The sequence below is a fragment of the Micromonospora tarapacensis genome (genome assembly GCF_019697375.1).
Lineage (GTDB): Bacteria > Actinomycetota > Actinomycetes > Mycobacteriales > Micromonosporaceae > Micromonospora > Micromonospora tarapacensis.
Genome location: NZ_JAHCDI010000004.1, coordinates 4,164,083 through 4,183,990, shown reverse-complemented (window position 1 = coordinate 4,183,990; position 19,908 = coordinate 4,164,083). Strand labels below are relative to the sequence as shown.

Annotated in this window: 21 protein-coding genes; 10 read left to right on the top strand and 11 right to left on the bottom strand. The window is 70.2% G+C overall.

The window, feature by feature from the left end:
- Positions 1 to 22: 22 nt before the first annotated feature.
- The 5 genes from KIF24_RS24945 to KIF24_RS24925 all read left to right on the top strand — a co-directional run bounded on the left by KIF24_RS24945 (position 23) and on the right by KIF24_RS24925 (position 3,699).
- A complete protein-coding gene (locus tag KIF24_RS24945; protein ID WP_221086116.1) occupies positions 23 to 286 on the top strand; it encodes a hypothetical protein in 264 nt (87 codons plus the stop codon).
- 36 nt (positions 287 to 322) lie between these two features.
- Positions 323 to 1,309 carry a hypothetical protein gene (locus tag KIF24_RS24940; RefSeq protein ID WP_221086115.1) on the top strand — a complete coding sequence of 329 codons (987 nt, stop codon included), beginning with the start codon at positions 323 to 325 and terminating at the stop codon, positions 1,307 to 1,309.
- Positions 1,306 to 1,770, top strand: coding sequence for a DUF4913 domain-containing protein (locus KIF24_RS24935; RefSeq protein ID WP_221086114.1), 465 nt, complete (start codon positions 1,306 to 1,308; stop codon positions 1,768 to 1,770). The genes KIF24_RS24940 and KIF24_RS24935 overlap by 4 nt, the downstream gene beginning before the upstream one ends.
- Positions 1,771 to 1,903: 133 nt before the next feature.
- Entirely contained in the window at positions 1,904 to 2,290 is a 387-nt protein-coding gene (locus tag KIF24_RS24930) for a hypothetical protein (protein WP_221086113.1), read from the top strand.
- Positions 2,287 to 3,699, top strand: a complete 1,413-nt coding sequence (locus tag KIF24_RS24925) for a hypothetical protein (protein WP_221086112.1) — start codon at positions 2,287 to 2,289, stop codon at positions 3,697 to 3,699. The genes KIF24_RS24930 and KIF24_RS24925 overlap by 4 nt, the downstream gene beginning before the upstream one ends.
- Positions 3,700 to 3,988: 289 nt before the next feature.
- Here KIF24_RS24925 and KIF24_RS24920 read toward each other — a convergent pair whose 3' ends face one another.
- From KIF24_RS24920 to KIF24_RS24905, 5 genes are read right to left on the bottom strand one after another with little or no spacing between them, the layout of a single operon-like run.
- On the bottom strand, positions 3,989 to 4,606 hold the full coding sequence (locus KIF24_RS24920; protein WP_221086111.1) for a winged helix-turn-helix domain-containing protein: 618 nt from the start codon (positions 4,604 to 4,606) through the stop codon (positions 3,989 to 3,991).
- Positions 4,607 to 4,625: 19 nt separating this feature from the next.
- The gene (locus KIF24_RS33420; RefSeq protein WP_230415880.1) at positions 4,626 to 5,501 is read right to left on the bottom strand and encodes a PP2C family serine/threonine-protein phosphatase; all 876 of its coding nucleotides are present in this window, start codon (positions 5,499 to 5,501) and stop codon (positions 4,626 to 4,628) included.
- Between the two features lie 34 nt (positions 5,502 to 5,535).
- Entirely contained in the window at positions 5,536 to 6,720 is a 1,185-nt protein-coding gene (locus tag KIF24_RS33415) for a toprim domain-containing protein (RefSeq protein ID WP_230415879.1), read from the bottom strand.
- Positions 6,710 to 6,922: a hypothetical protein gene (locus KIF24_RS24910; protein WP_221087682.1), complete on the bottom strand. Its 213-nt coding sequence runs from the start codon at positions 6,920 to 6,922 to the stop codon at positions 6,710 to 6,712. Before KIF24_RS24910 ends, KIF24_RS33415 begins: the two co-directional genes overlap by 11 nt.
- Complete coding sequence (locus tag KIF24_RS24905) at positions 6,919 to 8,442, bottom strand: type IV secretory system conjugative DNA transfer family protein (protein WP_230415878.1); 1,524 nt, start codon at positions 8,440 to 8,442, stop codon at positions 6,919 to 6,921. Before KIF24_RS24905 ends, KIF24_RS24910 begins: the two co-directional genes overlap by 4 nt.
- A 335-nt stretch (positions 8,443 to 8,777) precedes the next feature.
- Between KIF24_RS24905 and KIF24_RS24900 the strand changes: the two genes are divergently transcribed.
- A protein-coding gene (locus KIF24_RS24900) for an IS5 family transposase (protein ID WP_407939906.1) occupies positions 8,778 to 9,655 on the top strand; the annotation gives its coding sequence in 2 pieces (ribosomal slippage) (positions 8,778 to 9,144 and positions 9,144 to 9,655; 879 coding nt in all).
- Positions 9,656 to 9,730: 75 nt separating this feature from the next.
- Here KIF24_RS24900 and KIF24_RS24895 read toward each other — a convergent pair.
- The 6 genes from KIF24_RS24895 to KIF24_RS24870 all read right to left on the bottom strand — a co-directional run bounded on the left by KIF24_RS24895 (position 9,731) and on the right by KIF24_RS24870 (position 15,880).
- The gene (locus tag KIF24_RS24895; RefSeq protein ID WP_230415877.1) at positions 9,731 to 11,185 is read right to left on the bottom strand and encodes a hypothetical protein; all 1,455 of its coding nucleotides are present in this window, start codon (positions 11,183 to 11,185) and stop codon (positions 9,731 to 9,733) included.
- A gap of 31 nt (positions 11,186 to 11,216) precedes the next feature.
- Positions 11,217 to 12,680 carry an SCO6880 family protein gene (locus KIF24_RS24890; protein ID WP_230415876.1) on the bottom strand — a complete coding sequence of 488 codons (1,464 nt, stop codon included), beginning with the start codon at positions 12,678 to 12,680 and terminating at the stop codon, positions 11,217 to 11,219.
- A 38-nt stretch (positions 12,681 to 12,718) separates the two neighbouring features.
- Positions 12,719 to 14,062, bottom strand: coding sequence for a hypothetical protein (locus tag KIF24_RS24885; protein WP_230415875.1), 1,344 nt, complete (start codon positions 14,060 to 14,062; stop codon positions 12,719 to 12,721).
- A gap of 3 nt (positions 14,063 to 14,065) precedes the next feature.
- Positions 14,066 to 14,842 (bottom strand): hypothetical protein, encoded by a 777-nt coding sequence (locus KIF24_RS24880; protein WP_221086109.1) that lies wholly within the window; start codon positions 14,840 to 14,842, stop codon positions 14,066 to 14,068.
- The gene (locus KIF24_RS24875; RefSeq protein ID WP_221086108.1) at positions 14,839 to 15,135 is read right to left on the bottom strand and encodes a hypothetical protein; all 297 of its coding nucleotides are present in this window, start codon (positions 15,133 to 15,135) and stop codon (positions 14,839 to 14,841) included. Before KIF24_RS24875 ends, KIF24_RS24880 begins: the two co-directional genes overlap by 4 nt.
- 403 nt (positions 15,136 to 15,538) lie before the next feature.
- On the bottom strand, positions 15,539 to 15,880 hold the full coding sequence (locus KIF24_RS24870) for a hypothetical protein (protein ID WP_221086107.1): 342 nt from the start codon (positions 15,878 to 15,880) through the stop codon (positions 15,539 to 15,541).
- A 247-nt stretch (positions 15,881 to 16,127) separates the two neighbouring features.
- On the opposite strand from KIF24_RS24870, the gene KIF24_RS24865 reads away from it, so the two are divergent.
- The 4 genes from KIF24_RS24865 to KIF24_RS24850 all read left to right on the top strand — a co-directional run bounded on the left by KIF24_RS24865 (position 16,128) and on the right by KIF24_RS24850 (position 19,699).
- Positions 16,128 to 16,529: a hypothetical protein gene (locus tag KIF24_RS24865; protein WP_230415874.1), complete on the top strand. Its 402-nt coding sequence runs from the start codon at positions 16,128 to 16,130 to the stop codon at positions 16,527 to 16,529.
- A gap of 5 nt (positions 16,530 to 16,534) precedes the next feature.
- Positions 16,535 to 17,656 carry a M23 family metallopeptidase gene (locus KIF24_RS24860; protein WP_221086105.1) on the top strand — a complete coding sequence of 374 codons (1,122 nt, stop codon included), beginning with the start codon at positions 16,535 to 16,537 and terminating at the stop codon, positions 17,654 to 17,656.
- A gap of 837 nt (positions 17,657 to 18,493) precedes the next feature.
- Entirely contained in the window at positions 18,494 to 19,306 is an 813-nt protein-coding gene (locus KIF24_RS24855) for a hypothetical protein (RefSeq protein WP_331461276.1), read from the top strand.
- 114 nt (positions 19,307 to 19,420) lie between these two features.
- A complete protein-coding gene (locus KIF24_RS24850) occupies positions 19,421 to 19,699 on the top strand; it encodes a hypothetical protein (RefSeq protein WP_221086104.1) in 279 nt (92 codons plus the stop codon).
- Positions 19,700 to 19,908: the final 209 nt, after the last annotated feature.

Here is a 19,908-nt window from a genome sequence, read left to right as displayed (position 1 = left end):
CCTCGCCCGGCTGGTCGGACTGATGGGACAGCTCAGCAACGACCGAAGCGGCGCCGCCGCCGTGCAGCTCGTATACCTGCTGGCCGGCTTCGCCGACAACCTCGCCACTGTCCGGCAAGCCCAGCAACGCCGCACTCAAGCCGCTGCGGCCTCCGCCGCCGCCGCCCGCCTGCACACTGCTGCCCCCGACCACCGCCGGCCGCCGGTCCCACCGGCATCCGGTCAGCCGTTGCCCGTAACCCCAGCACCGCCGACCCGGCAGCCGACCCGTAGCCGCTACCGGTAGCGCCGCCGGAAACCCTCACCTACCAGCGTCGCTGGCATGCAACCCGAACATCACGATCCCTGGGCCGAGGGCACCCAGCGCGCGATGGAACGCGTCATGGCCCTCGGCGTACTCGTCGAGGCCGGATCACGGCTGGCCGCCGAGAACGCCCGAAGCAAAGCCAACCGAGCCGAACAAGAACTTCGCGACGAGACTCGCCGCGAGCAGACCGAGCGGAAAGCAGACCGGAAAGCCGAACGGCTCGCCGCAGCAGAGGCATCCCGACGAAACCGGGAATGGGCCCGTTTCGCCGCCGACGACGGACGGCTTCGCGACTACCTCGCGGACCTGCCGGTCCAGGAGGTGGCACGGCACTGGGGGCAGGCCGCCCGGCACGCCGACAGTAACCCCACCGCCGCGACCGTACTGGCCGCCGCCGAAGACGAGTTGCGTCGCCGCGCCCCGAGCCTGATCGACTTCTACCACCTCGGGCGCGACGCCGGCATGTCACGCCAGGACGCGATGGCCGACGCCGCCCGCTACGTCTGGTCCGGTGCGGGCCCCGCCCGCCCTCACCCCGGGCGGCCACCCGCCGCCGGCGCGCTCACCCAGGTCGGCGATGAACTCGACCGGGAGATCAGCCGACTGGCCGGAACGCTGGACCCGATCGGCCGGGCTCGGTTGTTGCGCAACCTCGAAGACACCGGCTGGTCCGCACAGTCACTCGCGCACATCGAGACCCTCCTCGACCGAGCCGAGGCCGAGCAGCGCACCGCGGCCACCACCGCCGGCACGCCCGACAACCCGGCCACCGCTGTCGACGAGCACCAGGCTGCCCGCGCCAGTGCCGCCGCCGCAGCCGGCCGCGCTGGCGACGACGCCGCGGACGCCGCCGCGCTCGCCACGGCCGTACCGCCGGCCGAACCGGCGCGGTTGGCCGGTGAGTCCTTCGCTCTGCCCGCGCAGCGGGCGCTCACCGCTCACCCGGCTGCCATGCCAGCCCGCACCTCAACCGCACGTTCCACACAGAGGAGGACCCGGTGACCGGCCGCAACCGCGATGAGGACCTGGCCGGTATGGTCGCTGCCTTGCAGGACCAGGTCGCCGAAATCACCCAGCGTCTCGATGACCAGGCACCCGCCGCGACCACGGATACGCCACCGGCGCTGAGGTTCCCGACTGTCGAAGCCTGGGTCGTCGGCCTGTTCCTGCCGATGTTCGGATGGCGCGTCGATGGGCAACGCTGGCACTGGTGCCCGCAGTGGTGGCGCCACGCGGAGGCGATCTGGCGACTGGAACTGCTCTGGCGTTCCTGGGAGGTCAGTCGTCTCGCGGCGACCGGCATGTCGGGCTGGTCGGTCGAAATCGACCGGCACATCCACGAACTGCTCGGCGACGACGGACCTTTCCGGCAGTGCCGGGCCGCCGACGACGACCGCGCCGCCCGCCACACCGAACTCCCGCCCGCAACCGCTGAGCCCGCCCCTGACGGCTGGTGGGACTGATGACCAGGTTGACGTCCCTTCGCTTCCAGACGGTGGCCGCCACACAGCCGTGCCAGAGATTGGTTTCGCCGGTTATCCACAGGCCATCGCTGTCCTGGTGGACGCCACCCCGGTCTGCCGAAAGGATCCGGGGATGAACTACCTCACCGCGTTGCAGCAGGCCACCACCCGTCTGGAAGCCCGTGGAGTGGAGGATGAGACCGAGGCTCAAGCCGGCCTGCGACTGGCCTGCCTGGCCTTGAGCTCTCCGAGCTTGCCGGGTCAGGAATGGGCATTGCTCGGGTCCGAACTGCTCGCTGCGCTTACCGAGCTGTACCCCGACCCGGCGCCGATCGCTGTCGCCGCCAGGCACCCCTCGATTGCGTCCAGCCCGGCACGTCGGGCGCTGATTCGTCTCGTGTTGGTGCTCGCGAATGGCTACGACCGGGCGAGCGCGCAATCGGAGCTGCCGGCCCAGCGCCGCTTCGCCTACGCGGCGACAGCCGCTCGCCTAGACGGCGCGGTGCGAGGGCTGATGTGACCTACGGAGATTGGCTAGGGCGGGCGCATGACGACCTCACCCACGCTCAGACGCGCCTACGGTCCGATCCTGCCGTCACCTTCGACGACATCGGTGCGACCGTCTTCGCCCGGCACCGGGTCTATCTCCGGCTGGCCAAGCTCGTGGAGCTGGTGACCGGCGGTCAGCCTGCCCGCTCCGACATCGACCGTGACACCGTGGACATCGCCTTGCAAACACACGCAGGGGATCATGCGACACGGCTCTACCTGGGGCTTACCGCCGCGGCCCGCGTCGCCCGGCGGGATGCCCCGACCACGGCGCCGATCTGCCGAGTTGGGCGCCACCTTGACTCGGCGGCGGAAGCGGTTGCTGTGGCTGGCGAGATCCTGGCCAGCCACACACCGCCGATGAAAGAACCGCTGACCCCAGAGGGCATCGCGATTCGTGCAGGAGCCGGACAGAAGGCCGCCCTGGCCGACATCGCTGCGCTGACCCACGACATGCTGGCCATCGATGCGGGACTTCCCGAGTGGCTGTCGAGCAGCCACAGCCTCGCGCACGACGTCTACGCGCCCGTGGCGGACGAAGCACGCTGGGCCAGCGCTGGCCGGCTTACCCAGCTCAGTCACCAGGTGAGAGCCGACGCGGGCGACGCTCCATCCCTGCTGCATCTGCTTGAGATGCCGCCGATACCGGGGGGCGGACGGGCAATCACAGAGGGTGCCACCGCGCGGAGCGCGTTGATCGCCGCGCGGGACTGGATGCACCGCAACGCGGGCGACGTGCGGGCCGTTCACCTGGCCACGGCGACTCAGGCGGGCCTCGCGATCAGCGCACTTGCGACAACTCACGCTGCTGGAGCGGACTGGCGTTCCTGGAGCGCTGCTGCTCACGCCGCGAGTCAGTTGCACGGCACACCGCCACATGGCCCAGCCGTCGACGTAGCCCGTGAGCTGGGCCTTGTCGCGCGATGGGTCCGTCCCGGGCCAGCCCGCCCAGGACAGCTCACCACGGGCGGTCCCCGTCGTGAAGCGATCGACAAACTCGCCACCGTGCTGCCGTCACTGGCGGAAGTTCTTAGCGCAGCGGCCCAGAAGGCTGCTCGTCACGGCAATTTCTTCGTCGTCGGCCGCCGGAGCCTGGAACGCGTCCCCGGATCGCTGGTGTATCACGCGGTCGCACGGTGGAGCGTTGCCCGTCCGGACCACGAGCAGATCTATCGGCTGAGGTCGGCGCTCTACGGTGTTGGCGCCTCCGCACTCGCCTCTGCACCGCCACACCTGCCTCGTGCAGCACCGCGTCTGGCCAAGCTTGCTTTCGCTGCAACTGCCGGGACGGAGCCGACCAACCGCGTGGGCGTAGCGGTGGACCAGGCGGTGCAGCAGCGCCTTTCCAACCCGAGCCGGCGCGACCGGTCCCACCGGTGATGCCGGACGCCACGCCGCGCGCAGACCCGGCGCAGTGCCTAGCGGCCCGTTCCCGGATCCACGTCAACGAGGAAATGGGGTGGCGGGTGGCGTGCGCGAACTTTTACGACTGTTCTTCGTAAGCTTCCGGATCAAGGGCCAACCGGATGCGTAACCGGTAGATCACCCAGCTCCTCTGAGCCATTTCGTTCGCGGGATGGGTTACGACGCCGGAACCACGGCCTTCCATCGACCCCCGGGCAGATGCCCGGGGGTCGATGCGGTTTCCGGCGTGGATCGGACTCTCGGCCTAGCCCCGCCGGGTTGTGGATCGTCTGGCGCCCGCCTCCGAGGAGGGGCCAGCGACCGGAGGCGCCGGTGCCTCGTTAGTGGCTCGGCTGGCGAATGAGCTTCGGGCTGTGGCCGGTGCGCTGTCGGCGCCTTGCTGGCGCACGGGGGCGGAGGCTTGATCGACGCCATCGACGCCATCGACGCCATCGACGCTGTGTAGGCGTTCCAAGCCCTGATCCGTGATCTCCCATCGTCCTCGTGCGCTGTCAGCGCTGAGGTGGCCGCGTTTGATCAGGTCATTTCGGGCCACGTTGCACCGCAACCGCCACCGTGTCTGACCGTTGCCGAGTTTCTGGCGATCGGCGTCGGTGAGCTGAGCGGCGAGCAACTGCCCGACCCTCTCGATGACCTCATGCGCCCGTGCGCCGCCACCGAGTTGTTCCAAGGCTCGCAGAATCGGTATCTCGAACTGAGGGTGCGGGATGCTCTGATCCGCCGCTGGCCGTGCGACCGGCTCGGATACCGGCAGCCCGAAGAGGCGCCGAAGAACATCGTTCGGGCGCAGGCGCGACTCGATGGCCCGCTGGCGAAGCGCGGCGTGCACCTGTTCGTCGACCCGGACTATCTTCCGCGCCACGGCACTTCTCCATTCCTGTTTATGGTCGACGCGGGCTGCTTCGTGGTGGCAGCCGCGACGGCGGTGACCTGTCGGGTCGGCCAGATGACGTGCTGGCGGTGGCGGCTGCGACGGTCTGTGCGGATGGCGAGCGGGCGAACGAGGTCCTGGCGAGCGCGGCGGCCGAACCGGTTGCGGTGTGTGTCGCCGTTCGCGTTTTCCCGGTGGTGGTGACCAGCGAGGGCGGGGCTGAGCGGGGGTGGATGAGCAACACGGCCGCGTTGCCGGACCGCTGTGACCCGATGGCGCTGATGATCCGGTTGGCACTGGCTTGCGCGTCGCTCATCCCGGCCAGTTCCGCCCCTAGCTGACCGGCGGGGACGGCCCGGTGCAGGGCGCTGTTGCATAACAGGAGTGGGCCGTCATCGAGTGGGCAGATGCTGATGTCACCCGCGCGAACACTGGAGGTGAGCAGGACGTCGGCGATGCTGCCCGGCGGGGTGTGCTCACCCCGGTCGCGGCGTTGCCGAGCGGCGGTGTGATCGGCAGTGACCTGAGCGAGCTGACCGGCCCGGATGGTGTATGCGCGGCAGTCCCCAGCCCAAGCGACCTCGAACCGTACGCCGTGGCGGGTTTCCGGGGCCGGATACGCCGAGACTACGAGCAATGAGGCATCGCCCGCCTGGCTGGCGTGGACCCCGCCGTAGAAGGCGTTGATGGCGGCCCGTGCGGCGTGCAGTCCGGCCGCGGGCGTGGAGTGCAGGGTGACCGTCGCGGCGATGTCGGCCGCCATCTGCGCGGCGGTCGCGGCCTGGGAGTGGCGGCCGATGCCGTCGGCGAGCGCCCAGACCGTGATCCCGCTCGTTGGGTCATGGCGTGTGATCACGGCGGTGGTGCCGAGGCTCCGGCCTCCCATGCTGCGGGCCTCCGCGGAGACGGTGCCGCCTGTCTCACCCGGTCCGTTCGCGCCCGACGGCGTCGAGCGACCAGCGGGTGGCGCCGGCAACGGCTCGGCGTCGGGGCGGACGCCGGTACGTCCGGAGGCGGGTCGGTGCCGCCGGGGTGCCGGTGCGGGCGTGCCACGCCTCGAAGACGCCGCGCACCACGTCGGTGGAGTCCAGACCGAGCTGCTCGGCGGCGGCCTCGGCCATGTCACGGCTGGCGTGCGGGGCGTCGACGAACAGCTCCGCGATCGCCCGGTAGGCGGTGATCCGGTCCTCCACGAACCGGGCGGGATCGGTGATCCGCTTGGTGTCGAACAGCCGGCTGATCGTGTTGGTCATCTGTAGCTGGGCAAGGGGCTGGACGGCACCGACGATCTCGCTCATGGCCCAGATCGGGTCCATGGTGGCGAGCATGTCGGCGGGGTCCTGCCCCTTGGGCAGGCGTACTCCGGAGACCTGGCCGGGCCACCGGGACGCGGCCGGGTACGCCCGGTCGGCGGCCCGGTGCCCGGCATCGTCGCCGTCGAAGGCCAAGATCAGGTGGGCGCCGGGCAGGGTTTGTTGGAGCAGGTTGAGCTGGTCGCGGGTGAAGTTGGTGCCGCATGGAGCGACCGCGTACACCGGCTGCGTCTCGGGGATGGCGGCGTGGGCGGCGGCCATGCGGTGCATCGCGAGTACGTCGGCGGCGCCCTCGACGACGAATACGACCGGGTCGCCGACGCCGGCGGGTCGGTCCGCGAGCTGCTGCCCGAGGCCGTAGAGCAGCAGGCGTTTCTGGTAGATGGCCGTTTCCGGGGTGTTGATCCACTTGGCCTCGGCTCGTCCGCTCAGGTCGCGGGCAGTGAACCCCACAACGCGGTTGTGTGCGTCGGTGACCGGGAACATGAGCCGGTCGCGGAAACGGTCCAGCAGGCTTCTGCTTTTGCTGTGGATGAAACCCAGGCCGGCGGCGACCACGTCGTCGGCGCTGAACCCCGCCGCCTGGAGGTGGGTGGCCAGCTCGGTCCACCGCCCCGGCGCGTACCCCACCTGCCAGGGCCCGTTCGGATCCGTCGCGGCGCTGATGCCGTGGCTGTCTAGGTAGCGGGCGGTCTTCTTCGAGGTGCGCAGCCGGCTGGCGTAGAAGCTGGCGGCGGCGGCGTTGACCTCGTACAGGCGTTCCGTCGGCGGGGCCGGTCGTTCAGCGGCCATCGTCGGTCTCCTGGTACTGGTCCGGCGTGAGAGCGGCGTCCGCGGCCGGTTCCCGGCCCAGCGACGCGAGGGTGTGGGCGTGCAGGAGGTTGTCGAGCGCCCGGAGTTCACCGGCGAGCTGGTCGATCTGCTGTTGGAGGTTGGCGAGCATCGCCTCCACCCAGCGCAGGTCGGCTGAGAGCCGGGATGAGTGGTCGTTCATGACGCGTCCCTGCCGTCGTCAGGGAGCGGCAAGTCCAGGCTCGGCCGGTTGTCGTCCTTTCGGCCGGCGGCGAGGTCTGCGCGGGCGGTTCGGGTGATGGCTTCGACACTGGTGGCGGTGTCCGCACCGATGGTGTCGGCGTGTTCGCCGCTGTACCACGGCATCAGGTCGATCATGGCGGCGCGGGCGCCGGTTGCCAGCAGGATCGCCCGTCCGCGCTTGAGGGCCCGCAGGTCGCCTGGTTCCAAGATCCGTCGCCGTTGGACGCTGGTGGAGTAGCTGGTGTGGCCGTTGCCGTCCCGGTTGATCGAGGTCACCGCGACGTCGTGGTCGCCGATGAGGCGGGAGACGTCTTCGGCGTGGCGGGCGTCATCCAGTCCGGCGCCGATGAGCTTGATGGTGGCGGCGCTCCACAGGGCGGTCATGCCGCGTTCGCCCCACACGCCCTGGCCTTGGGCGATGTTCTGGATGATCGTGATCGGGATGACGCCTCGGCCACCGAGGTGGCTGTAGAGCTGGGGCAGATCGTTGATCTTGCAGATGTTGGCTGCCTCGTCGAGCACTGCCAGTACAGGCGGGTCGATGCGGCCACCAGCGGCTTCAGCGTGCACTACGGCGGTGCGGAACACCGCGTCGGTGAGGGCGGCGACCAGGGGAGCCGCCGCCCCCGCGCCTTCCTTGCTGAGCAGGTAGAGGGTGTCACGGGAGGTCGGGAACGTGGTTACGTCGAGGCGGTCGATGTTGCTTGCCGGTGGGGTGACCCAGGCCATGATGTCCGGGTCGGACAGGCAGCGGGCGGCGGTGCGCGCGGTCTCGTAAACGCCGTCCCTGGTCTCCGGGGCGCCGCCCTGCCGACCGGCGAGCGACCGGGCGGCCTGCGGGTATCCGGCGGCGCGCAGCAGCGTCACCGGCTCGCGGCTGGTGACGTCGGACAGCCAGGCTTGGACGTCTGTGAGGGTGCCGCCGGAGTTGGCTGCGGCTAGGAAGAGGCAGGTGAGTAGGTCCCCGGCGGCGAGCGGCCAGAACGGGTCGGAGGAGCCTACGCCGCGGATCTCCTGGATGAAGTGGTCGGCCAGCCGCGCGGCGTCCTCGACCCCGTTGATCGTGGCGAGCGGATCCCACCAGAGGGTTTGGGGCTGGCGGGTGACCCGCTGCGGGTCGAACGGCCAGACCCGGCCGACCCGCTGGCGGGCTCGGGCGGTCGCGGCCCACAGATCGGAGCGGTTGCTCGTGGCGAGCACCGGCCCCGGTGCGTCCAGGATCGGGGGGACGGCGAGGCTGGTCGTCTTACCCGCCCGGGGCGCCATTACGGCGAGGATGACGTCCTCCCAACTGGACCGAAGTACCGGGCCACGTCGCCGACTGACGGTGACGAGCGGTCCGAGCGCGATGCCGATCGCGGCGGCCAGCACCTGCTTCGGGTCGCGTCCGGCGAGGCTCGGCCGGAGCCGTTGCGCCCGACGTAGCGCGGTGGCGCCGATGAGTTCGTCGACGTCGTGAGCGCGGGCGAGGGACGGCAACGGGTCTCCGGCCTGCGGCCGGCGGGCCTGCCACCACGCCCACCCCAGAAGCCGGGCACCACGGTCGCGGTGAGCATCAGCGCGTAGATGAGCGCTACCCGTAGCGGCGGCACGCCGGGCCACAGGTGCTGCCAGTCCTGGTCGAGCAGTCGGCCGGTGAAGTCCCAGCCGAAGGGCGGGCCGGTGTCCCACGGGCGCCCGGACACCACGGCGGCGAGGCGTCCGGCCAGCCACGCCATCCAGGTCAACCCTGCGGCGGCGGCGCACGCGCCCAGGATCAGCCACGGCGCTAGGTGGTGTCCGGCGGATCTTGGTGGTGGTTCGTTGTTCTGGTCGTGGCGCGTTTTGATTTGACTGATGCCGAGTGGGCGGTGTTGGAGCCGTTGCTGCCCGCGCAGTCCCGTCGTGGTGGGCAGTGGCGTGATCACCGGCAGGTGATCAACGGGATCTGCTGGGTGAAACGGACCGGGTCGCCGTGGCGGGACATGCCCGAGCGGTACGGGCCGTGGAAGACCAGTCATGAACGGTTTCGCCGGTGGGCTGCCGACGGCACCTGGACCCGGCTCAAGCAGCAGGTGGTCGCGTTGGCTGAGGCTGACGGTGACATCGACTGGGACGCTCAGGCCGATTCCACGGTCGTGCGCGCTCACCAGCACGCCGCCGGTGCCCGTAAAGGGGGCTCACCACCACCGATTCGCAGGCACGTCAGGGTCTGGGTCGTTCCCGGGGAGGGTTGACCACGAAGGTGCACACTATGGCCGACGGGCGAGGCCGTTCGCTCGCCACGCGGATCACCCCGGGCCAGGCCTCCGATACCAAGCAACTGGTGCCCTTGTTGGATCAGATCGCCGTGACCCGGCCCGGCGGCGTCGGTCGTCCCCGTAAGCGTCCGGACTCGCTGACCGCGGACAAGGCGTACTCGTCCAAGGCGAACCGGGCCGCGTTGCGGGCCCGCAAGATTGCCGCCGTGATCCCCGAACGCGCCGACCAGAAAGCCAACCGGACAAGGAAAGGATCATCAGGCGGCCGTCCCCCAGACTTCGACACCAGCGCATACACCCACCGCAACCAGGTCGAACGTGGCTTCGGTCGACGCAAACACTGGCGAGGCCTGGCGACCAGGTACGACAAGCTCATCGAGAGCTACGAAGCCACACTGGACCTCATCGAGATGCTCGACTGGCTCCGTGCCGTACCCGACCGCACTCCATGATCCGCAGGACACCACCTAGGGGGTATCCGCCCGCGCTACCGCGCGGATAGATCGGCTGCTGGCTGCGGATGCCGCTCATCGGGCACCCGCCCGCACCGCCGCGTCGGTGTCGTACAGCGACAGCTCATCGCCGACCAGGTGCAGCGCGACCGGCATGCCAGCCCGCTCGCCGGTCTTGACGAGGTACTTCCCGCGGCCGGGATGCGTCGCACCGGGTACCAGGGCTTCCGGGGCGGCCCAGGAGGCGACCATCTCCCGCTCAGGACCGGAGAGGCGGACCATCTGGCCAATCCGGTCCAGTTCCCGACCAGGAAGCGCGGCAAGGATCTTGATGGCACACCGTTCGGCCATGCCGCGGCCCTTGGCCCTGTCCTCGTCGGTGGCGAGCGCGTCGAGGTCGTCCAAGGAGTGGGTGAGCATGATCTGCGCGACGCCGAGGTTGCGGGACAGCCGGGTGAGGGCGTCTGCCGGCTCGACTAGCCCCGGCGCTCCCCGTAGCACCCGCCACAGCTCGTCCATGACCGCGAGGTGCCGCCGCCTCGGGGCGAGGCCCTGGTCGGCGAGTACGGCCGCGGCGTCGATGACGGCGTACCCGTAACTCCAGGTGGAGAGCATCGCGGCGGCGACGAGCTTGTCGCCTGCGGCTGCCACCCGGGAGATGTCGATGCTGACCGCCTTGGCAGACAGGTCGATCGGGGTGGAGGTGGCGGCGTCGAAGACACCGGCGAGGGTGCCTTCGCACAACAGCCGGAGGGTGGCGACGAGGTCGTCGATCCGGCGGCGGTAGTCGGCCAGGGAGGTGGCCCGTGCGGCGGCCCGGATCGTGTCCGGCCCTTGTTCGAGCACCGCCAGCACGTCGGGGATCACCGGGTCGACGACACGGCGCTCGGCCAGCAGGTCCACTACCCGACCGAGTACGACCTCCTCGGTGTTGCTGACCCGCCCTCCGTCTCGAACCAGGGTGCATAGGGCGATGAGTAGGGTGAGCCGCCGCCCGCGCACTTCCAGCCGGAGTTGGTCGGCGTCCGCTCCGGTCATCCGCGACAGCGCCGTGCCGAGCGGACCGGCGTCGAGCGGGTTGATGCGGTCCATTCCTCTGCCGACCCGGATGACCTGGCCGTCAAGGTGCTGCACGACTCTGGAGTAGTCAGGCTTGGTATCACCCAAAATCAAAACTTGAGCACCGGTGGCAGCCATCCCCATGACCAGGCGTTTGGCCAGCGCGCTCTTGCCGGCGCCCGGCTGGCCGAGCACGAACATTCCCGTGTTGGTGATCAACCCTGCGTTGAGCCACTCGAACGGGTCGAGGAGCACGGACTCGCCCCAGAGCTGGTGACGGCCGATCGGCACACCCAACAAGGGCGAGCCGGAGCCGGCGGTGAACGGGTACAGGCCGGCGGCCTGGACGGTGGTGGCCTGGTACTCGGTGCCGGGTGCTACGTGTACGGCTCGGCCTGCACCCGGTCGACGCCAGCCCCACGACGGCGCGATAGGGCCGAACGAGGGCACGTCAATATCGACAGATTTCATCGGAAATGCTCCTGAGGAAATGGGGAAGGGGTCAGTGCGGCCATTGCTGGGACAGCACGGGCGGGCAGATCCCGGTCGGCAGAGTGACCGCGAATCCGGCGGCCTGGGAGCGCCACAGGCGGCGCAGCCTGACCTTGCAGGTGTCCGCGCGGCTCTCCACGTCGGCGACGGCACGGCCAAGGTCGGCCGGGTCGAGCACGGTGGTGGTCACCCAGAGGCTGATCAGGCCAACGCCGGCTCCGAGTGCCTCTTCTCGCGCGGCTTGTGCGGCCTGCTCGTGGTCCGCGAGATCCCTTGCGGTGGGGTCGAGCTTGCGGGCTCGCCGGTAGGCGCTGCGGAACTGGGCCGCGTTGACCTGACGTTCGACCTCGCCAGCGGCCTGCGCGGCGGTCAGCGGCCGGTACATCAGCGTGACCCGTTTCGGGTGGTCGCCGGGGGCGAGCAGCCGGGCGAGCACGTGATGGGTGACGGGCTGGCGCGGCGCCTCGTGCCACGCCCAGGTGACGCTGGTGGCGCCGTCGTGTTCGTATCGGTCGGTGTGCTCCTGAGCGGCGACTGGGCCGGCGTTGCTCCAGTCCAGCAGGTCGGCCGCGGCGTCAGGATCGGCGCTGAGCAGCCGGGTCACGTCGCCCCGGCTGCTCGGGTCGTAGCAGTGCCGAACGATCCCCGCGATCTCCGTGGCGGTGGCCCGGCCCAGAACGGTCAGCCCGCACCCGGCCAGGGCGTCCTGCAAGCCGGGCAGGGCGCGGTCGACCTCCGTGAGGCACTCCGGAACCGTCTTGGGCCGGGCCGGTGACACGGCCGGGTCGAACGTGATCGACACGGTCGTCTGCACGTCGGCAGCGGCCTGCGGAGCGGCGGCGACGAGCTGCTGGAGGACCCGTAATGCCGCCGCTGGCCCGTCCGGGGCCAGCCGTCCGGTGATGTAGTCGGCCAGCCGGGTACCGGAGTCCGGCGCGGTGTCCACGGTGACCGCGACCCACCGCACCATCGGGACGTGGCCGAGCCCGGCCAGCCAGCCGCCCCAGTTCGACACCCACGCGGTTGCCGCCTCCGCGTCGGCCAGCCAGGTGGACTGGGCGGCGCAGCGCAAGGTGACCGTCATGGTTCCGAGCCGGCGATGCCACACCACGCCGTAGGTGCCGTCGTGGCCGTCGTTGGCCGACAACAGCACGGTCGGGGCGAGCACGCCGGGCAACTGCCAGGCGTGCTCCTCGGCCGACATCACACCGCCGCGGTAGCTCGTCCGACCACGGGCGGTACCGGTGACCCAGCGGAAGCGCTGCACAAGCGCCTGCGCCAGCGACACACCGTCCCACTGAGCGACGTTGCCGATGATGATGATCAGGCAGACCGGTCCGACCACGGCGACGGCGGCGAGACTCACCGACACCGTGATCAGGGCGACGGTCATCGCCGCGAGCACCACCATCGTCTGGCCGAAGCCGAGCCCAAACAGGCCCAGGTTTCTGGCCCGGCGCCATCCGCCGTACATGCGTGTCTCGTTGACAGGGGAATCGGCAGGCATCCCGATCACCTGTCTTCCGTCGAACGGGTGGCTGTGTTCGACGCTGACTTGACCGCCGCGCCCGCGACCTGGGCGCCGACGACGACACCGGCGACGATGGGCGCGGCGGGACCTGCGGCGGCGGATGCCCCGACCGCACCGGCACCGGCACCGGCACCGGCACCGGCTGCGGCGCTGCTGCTGGCGGTCGTCGCCGTTGTGGCGTTACCGGCTGCGGTGCTCGCGGTGGTTGCCGTCGTGGTGCCCGCCGACGGGGTGGCGCTGGCGGTGGGAGTCGGACCGTTGAACGTCGGCGGCGTCGGTCGGGGAGTCCCCGAGCCGCTGTCGCCGTTGCTGCCGGAGGGCGGCGGGTTGCGGCGGTCCATGTCCCGGGCGTAGTCCGCTGCGGTCATGCCGGACGAGCCACGGCTCGAAGCCACCGCGTGGAGGCCAGCAGCGCCGGCAGCGGCCAGCATTCCCGCCGAGTTACCGGACTGCTGGACCGCGCCCACCGTCCAGTTGAAGAACTTCATCATGGCTGGCAGCGCGACGAGGGTCAGTCCGAGCATGCCGGCGCCGGTGAACCAGGTGGAGATGTCCCGGTTTGAGCGGTCGCCGATGAGCATGAACGCGACCGCGTAGGAGGTGGCGGCGAACGGCTCGTAGAAGGTCAGTGCGAGCAGCCAGCCGAGTACCCGTCGCAGCCAGTTACTCGTGGCGGCGGTGAAGCTGCCGCTGGCGGCGAGTTGCAGCATCCCGGCGAGGATGATGATGGCGCCGTTGCGGAACAGCAGCAGCATCGCCTGCATGATGGTCGCGACGAGGACGACCAGGCCCACGACGACCACCAGGATGCTGCCGATGTTGGGGCCGGCCGGAAGCAGCATCAGCTGCATCCGCTCGGCGAGCGCGTTGGTCTTGCAGCCTGGGTCCTGTCCGATGCCTGAGGCGCAGCCCAGGCCCGAGGTGAGGACCCATTCGGTGTAGGACTCGCACGCCCTGAGCAGCATCTGGGTACCGGTGAGGCTCACTGCTCCGAACAGCGCGGTCGTGAACAGCCCTTTCACGACCGCGACAAGCGGTTCCCCCTTCCTGTTGATGATCAGCAGGAGCGACTGCCACATGATGCCGCCGATGGAGACCAGCAGGGCGAACGGCAGCATCCATTGCTGGAGGGTTCGCGCCGCTGGTGCATGCTCGACGTCGACCGGTGGCAGGTACAGCCACCAGGTCACCGTTGACGTGATCAGGGTGGACTGCGCCTCGCTGATCAGGGCGGCGAGATGCCCGATCATGCTGTCGGCGACCGCCCCAGCGACTTCGGTCGCGCCCTCCTTGAACTGGCACTTGAGGTCCCATGCGTCGCACATGGCCTACCTGCCCGGCAGCGGCGTGTAGCCGCGGACGACGGCGGGGCCGACCAGGGCGCGCACCGTGGACCAGTCGCCGCGTGGTGGGGCGATTAGCTGCCAGTCCGTACCTGACCAGGAGACCTGCACGATGGTGGCGGCGCGGGCGACGCCGCCGTCACCGTCTGGCGCCTCGATGAGCAGCCGCAGGCCGACCGCCTGCGGGTGGTAGGAGTCGATCCGTACGCCGGCGATCGAGGCGTAGATGGGAGCCAGCGGGTCGCCGTAGGGAATCTGCAACTGCTCACGTGCGACGGCGTAGTCCTGGGCCACGGCGTCGACGTACGCGGCGACGTCCGGCCCGACGACCTGCTCGCGCAGCGTCGGTTCCCAGACCCGTGGGCCCACCTGCGGGCTGGTGCGGACCAGCAGGTGCAGCGTCGCGAGAACGGCACCGGACAGTGTGTGGGCGAAGCTCCGTGCCCGCCCATCGGCCAGGTCGCGCGGACCCGCCGTGGCGGAGACGGGCAGATCGAGCCCGGCCACGTTGATCCAGGTCAGATCGGTCGGCCAGGCGAAATCTACGGCCACCTGTTGCGGCACCGGGGACGCCTGATCGGCGGCCGGCGGGTGCACCGTGACGAGCTGCTGCTCGGGCAAGGTCTGCTGGTGGCTTGGGTTGTCGCTGCTGCGGGCAACCGCGAGCGACGCCAGCACGAGCAGGGCCAACCCGGCCGTGGTGATGGCCAGGGGCCGGATGCGACGCCGGGGAGCCGCGTGCTGAAAACGTGGACGGCTCATGTCAGCGCCACCGTCGCGATGCCGGCGGCCAGGCTGGTCAACGCCAGCCCGGCGAGTACCCAGGGCACGCCGGCCGCACCGTCCACGGCGGTCTGCGAACGGTTGCGCCGGCCGATGATCATCATTCCGGCGCAGATCATGAATCCGAGGACGCCGGCAACCAGCAAGATCCACTTTCCCCAGCCGAGGAAAGAGTTGGCTACATCCTGCATCCCGGGCGGTGGCGACGGAGCCGGGTTCGGGGCGTCTGCGGCGAGCACCGCTTGGCCGGCAACGTACAGCTTGAGGACCATGGTGATTTCCTCCGACATACGAATGCGGCCTCGTTTGGGCCGCTGCCGGAGACGTTCGTGGGGGCGCGGGGCCGCTACGGTTACCGCCGGAGTTAGCGGCAGCGCTACGGGAGCTAGGGGTAGCCCTGACCGCCAGTTGCGGTGGACACGATGGCGATACGGCAGACGGCTCACCGTCCGGCCGATGGGGCCATCGCAAGCTGGGCGCCGTGGATGAGTGGCGGCTCCTTGCCGACGCTGCACAGCGCGACGCCCGCGCGATGGCTGCTGCGGTCGGTGGACAGGTCGTGTCTGAACCGGCAGAGTGCCTGGGTTCGATCGCCGAGGCCGCTGCTCGACAGGCGTTACGGGAGGTAGATACCCGCAGCGCCGAGAAGATCACCCTTGAGGTCGGCGAGTTGTATCAACGTTCCCCGACGCCTGGTGGCTCGGCACTGCCCAGCGGCGGCGACAGGCTGCGGAAGCGTTCGCGCGGGCGACGGAGCACCCCTCGGCCGAGCGACTCTACGCGCACGCCGTTGCTGTGCAGGTCGGCGACTACGTCCGCCTGGTGGGCTACGACGCCGACGGAGAACGGGACGCCGCCACCGGAGTGGTCGAAGAGGTGGCCTACACCGAACGGGTGGTAGACCCGTACGGGTTCGGTGAGCCGCTTTGTCCTCTGGGCCTCGCGTTTGCCGTCACGCCCGAACCTCGTATCGGCGTCGACGTCCGTGCTCGCTTGCTCGCCAAACGAGAGCCGCAACGGCACCGGAACCCGCGGCTGGGGCCGGCGCGTTCATTCCGCGGTACCGGCGGCGCTACGGAAGCTACGGCAGCGCCGCCGGAAACCGGCGGACGTGAGCGTTGTCAGCATGATTCGTACCCGTCGGGTTCTCATTCTGCTGGCGGTCGCTTTCACCGCCGGATTGGTTGGCGCCTGTTCCGCGACCAGCCCACGGCCCCGGCCCCGGCCGTCCGCGACACCCGCTTCCCTGGCTGTCGACCCCTCGATGGACTACCGCGATCCGCCAGCGGTGTGCGAGGCGTTCGCCGCGACCGTGCACCGTATCGACACCACCGTCGACCAGGACCCGGCCAACGCCTACCAGCGGAGCGCCGCATACCTGAACGCCACGCTGGCCGCCGCAGTGGCCAGCCGAGACCCGGTGCGCCAGACACCGCGGTGGCAGGAGTGGACGCTTCACCGCGCCTCCACCGAGGTCCAGGTGGGCCCGTACGCCGGAGACGCACTCCCGCCGGACACCGATGAGCAGCGGCACCACGCCACGCTGATCACCACCCAGCCGGTGGGGCGCGACGGCTGGCGCGGCCCGGTGGAGCGCCACACCGTCGTCTGCACCCTTCGGCCGACCACGGTCGGCTGGCGGATCAGCGACTACGAGATCGGCTGACCGCGATGGCCGACACGAAAGGGCAGGCGGCCGGTACAACCTCCGTACGCGCCGTTGCGCTGCTGCTTGTCGGCGTGCTCGCGGTGGGCGCTGGCCTGGTGGCCTTCGTCAGCTCAGGCGCCGCCACCCTGCTCGCGGCGAGCCCAGCGCTGGTCGCGGCCCCCGCCAGCGGCCAACTCAACGTCGACGCCATCACTCCGCACGCCCGTTACCTTGCCCCCTGGGTGGTGCGCGCCGGCTCGATCTGCCCACAGGTCACCCCGCCGATGATCGCGGCGCAGATCGACCTGGAAAGCAGTTGGAACGCCGACGCGGTCGCCCACAATCCACCCGACCGTGGCGGGGACGCGATCGGCATCGCACAGTTCCAACTCGGTACGTGGGCGACCTGGGGCGACGACTACGACGACGACGGCCGCAACGCGCCGAACGACCCCGAGGACGCCATCTACGCGATGGGGCGCCTGATGTGCGACCTCGTCGCGTGGGCCGACCGCAACATCGGAGCGGACCTGTTAGCCGGCAACCCGCTGGACATCGCCTGGGCCGGCTACTTCTGCGGCAGGGGCTGCATCCTCGCCGCCGGCGGTGTTCCCGCCGCGGGTAAGGCGCACGACTACCCCCAGCAGGTTCGCTCCCGCATCGACAAGTACACCCTCGCCGGTGGCGGCACCGGCGCCTGGCGCCTGCCCCTACCCGGCGACAGCTACCAGTTGGTCAGCAGGTTCCGACCGCCATCGAGGCCCAGCCACGACGGCGTCGACCTTGCCGCGCCCACCGGAACCCCCATCTACGCCGCAGCCGCAGGAGTCGTCCTGTCCGCCGGATGCGACAGCGCCTACTGCAACCGGCCCGGAAACCCGAACCTGCTCGGCTGCGGGTTCCTGGTCAACATCAACCACGGCAACGGCATCGCCACCCGCTACTGCCACGCGGTACGCCTCGCCGTCTCCGCCGGCGCCCAGGTCCAGGCCGGACAGCTCATCGCTTGGGTCGGCAGCACAGGTCACTCGTCCGGCCCGCACCTGCACTTCGAGGTGCACCGTAACGCACCGCCCCTGACCGCCAGCAATGCAATCGACCCATTGACATTCATGGATTCCGTCGGGGTGCACATCCGGCGGTAGTCCACCACCGAATCCTCGGATCGCCCGCTCCTGCCGGCGCCCCTCAAGACCTGACTTTACCTGGAGACCTCAATGTTGGTGAACACCTACGACCCCCAGTCCTCGCGTCGGCTCGCCACCTCGATCACGGTAGGAGCGGCGGGTCGAGTCGGTCCGCGCGGGCGCACCAGCGATACGCAGATCGTTGACGTCGGCGGTGGCTGGCACCTGGGTACCTGGCGCGAAGACGTGCGGCGACTCGCCGATCGGGGTGGCGTGACCGCGCTCGCCCTGCGTACCCAGCCCAATGAGCGTCAACTCTCGGATCACGACTGGTCACAAATCACGCGAGGGATGGTGGATCGCCTCGGCCTGGCAGACCGGCCGTGGGTGGCTGTGCGGACCAACCCCACCACCCTCACCTTGCTCACGGACGCCGCCGGCGGGCCGCTGCGAACCGACGCCGCCCGGACATTCGCCCGCACGGCAGCCGTCGACTCCCGGCTTAACAACGCCACCGAGGTCCGACCGACGTCCGCCGAACCGGGCGCCCCGGTATCCGGCGCGGACACCGCTCAGACCGCCAAGCCCACGGCTCTGCCACGCGGCGTTGCCCAGTTGAGCTTCGCCGCGCCACCGACGACTGCGTCAGGCCCTGCCGCAGCGTCCCCAGCATTCCAGCCGAGCGCGGCGCCGATGCACCAGGTGACCCCCCGGCACAGCCGATAGACGAAGGAGCCGCAGCATGTCCGCGTCGCCACACCGTCAACCTCACCTCGCGCAGACCCCGGACGGGCGAGCGGCCACCCCGACCACGGCCGGCGTCGATGGTGTCCCTGCTCCTGCGCGGAGGAGACCGTGAGCGCCCGGCCGCTCACCTGGGCCACCGTCGCCGCCCACTTGCCCGGCTACTCCGCAGACGCTTCCTGGCCTGCTCCGGCTGATGTGGCAGAACGAACTGCCATCGCCTGGAACGAGGCGACGCTCGCCGCCGCCGACGTCGACCGGCACCAGACCGGTGCTGACGCCGTGGTCGATGCCGTGTTCCCGCTCGGGCTCGCCGCAGGACGCCGAGGCGGGGTCGAGGCCGTGGCGCAGCGCATCAGCACGGCAGCACGTGAGGCGAGCACCCGCCTCGACGACGACACGGACCCGGAGCGTGTTGTGCGCGGACTCCTTGCCCAATTGACCACCGCCGCCCGGAACGAAGTCCGGCGTGACTATGAACCCGGACCGGACGACGAGAGTAACCGCCCGCTACTGCGGACCTACATCGCAGCGTCCAGCGACAACCGTGCCCGCACCGACGCGCAACGCGCCGCAGCCGCCGCCAACGTCGCCTGGACCCACGGGCTCCAAGACGGTTGGGGACAGGCGTACTGGGCCGCTAACCGCATCGTCAGCTCGATCCGCGACAGCGAGATCTCCGCGACCAGCGCCGTCGATGGCATCCCGGCGTTCGCCTGGCTTGACGATGTCGCCGACTCGGCCCGCGTGATCGCCGACGAGCGGCCCGGGAGACATCCTGTCCGGCTCGCCCGACTGGCCGGATCAAGTAAGCCACCGTCGACGGCCGGCGAAGACCGGGCGGCCCAGGACGCCCCGCCAGTGACACCGATTCCCCGCAACGACGGCCCAGACAAGGGCAACCGCAGGCCGCGGGGGATGTGATTCCATTGGCTAGAAGGCGCAAGGAGCTAGCCGGGCAGCTGTCGTTCGACGACTACCTCTGGGCGCGTGCTGCGTCGGAACCGGACGGCTCCGACGAGTTGGAGGTGGAGACGAGTGAACCAGTACGGAGCGCAAGCACGCAGGCACTGGCAGAGTCACCTGCCGAACCGGTACCGGCAGATCGAGAACCCGGATCAGTTCTTCACGGAGATGGGGGAGCAGATCGGCCAGCAGATCGAGGAACTGACCAGGACCCTGGCCGGCCAGGATCCGGAGCAGGAGACGTACATGGACAAGGTCGGCCGACTGAACATGGCCCAGCTGACCGCGGCGGGTCAGGTCCTGCGGGAGATGCTGCCCGCCCCGGAGACCGACCTCAGCCCGACCCGCTAGGAGTCGTCGCGCCGATCGCCCCGGGGGCTGCTTCACCGCCCCCGGGGGCGACGGTTTCATCCGACTCCGCCGCGCCAGCCGTCGCCCAGCCGGCTCACCGCACCCCGACTAGTTCGACCCCTGCCGGCGATCTCCTCCGCGAGCTGGCGGAACTGCTGCCCGTCCCACTGGCTTCCCCAGCCGCCCCGGAGGACGACGCCCCCGTTCTA

Excerpts from the sequence above, each read along its gene's own strand:
- KIF24_RS24945 (WP_221086116.1), top strand. The coding sequence starts at position 23 with ATGGGACAGCTCAGCAACGACCGAAGCGGCGCCGCCGCCGTGCAGCTC.
- KIF24_RS24940 (WP_221086115.1), top strand. The coding sequence starts at position 323 with ATGCAACCCGAACATCACGATCCCTGGGCCGAGGGCACCCAGCGCGCG.
- KIF24_RS24930 (WP_221086113.1), top strand. The coding sequence starts at position 1,904 with ATGAACTACCTCACCGCGTTGCAGCAGGCCACCACCCGTCTGGAAGCC.
- KIF24_RS33420 (WP_230415880.1), bottom strand. The coding sequence starts at position 5,501 with ATGGGAGGCCGGAGCCTCGGCACCACCGCCGTGATCACACGCCATGAC.
- KIF24_RS33415 (WP_230415879.1), bottom strand. The coding sequence starts at position 6,720 with ATGGCCGCTGAACGACCGGCCCCGCCGACGGAACGCCTGTACGAGGTC.
- KIF24_RS24910 (WP_221087682.1), bottom strand. The coding sequence starts at position 6,922 with ATGAACGACCACTCATCCCGGCTCTCAGCCGACCTGCGCTGGGTGGAG.
- KIF24_RS24895 (WP_230415877.1), bottom strand. The coding sequence starts at position 11,185 with ATGAAATCTGTCGATATTGACGTGCCCTCGTTCGGCCCTATCGCGCCG.
- KIF24_RS24890 (WP_230415876.1), bottom strand. The coding sequence starts at position 12,680 with ATGTACGGCGGATGGCGCCGGGCCAGAAACCTGGGCCTGTTTGGGCTC.
- KIF24_RS24885 (WP_230415875.1), bottom strand. The coding sequence starts at position 14,062 with ATGTGCGACGCATGGGACCTCAAGTGCCAGTTCAAGGAGGGCGCGACC.
- KIF24_RS24880 (WP_221086109.1), bottom strand. The coding sequence starts at position 14,842 with ATGAGCCGTCCACGTTTTCAGCACGCGGCTCCCCGGCGTCGCATCCGG.
- KIF24_RS24875 (WP_221086108.1), bottom strand. The coding sequence starts at position 15,135 with ATGGTCCTCAAGCTGTACGTTGCCGGCCAAGCGGTGCTCGCCGCAGAC.
- KIF24_RS24865 (WP_230415874.1), top strand. The coding sequence starts at position 16,128 with ATGGACTACCGCGATCCGCCAGCGGTGTGCGAGGCGTTCGCCGCGACC.
- KIF24_RS24860 (WP_221086105.1), top strand. The coding sequence starts at position 16,535 with ATGGCCGACACGAAAGGGCAGGCGGCCGGTACAACCTCCGTACGCGCC.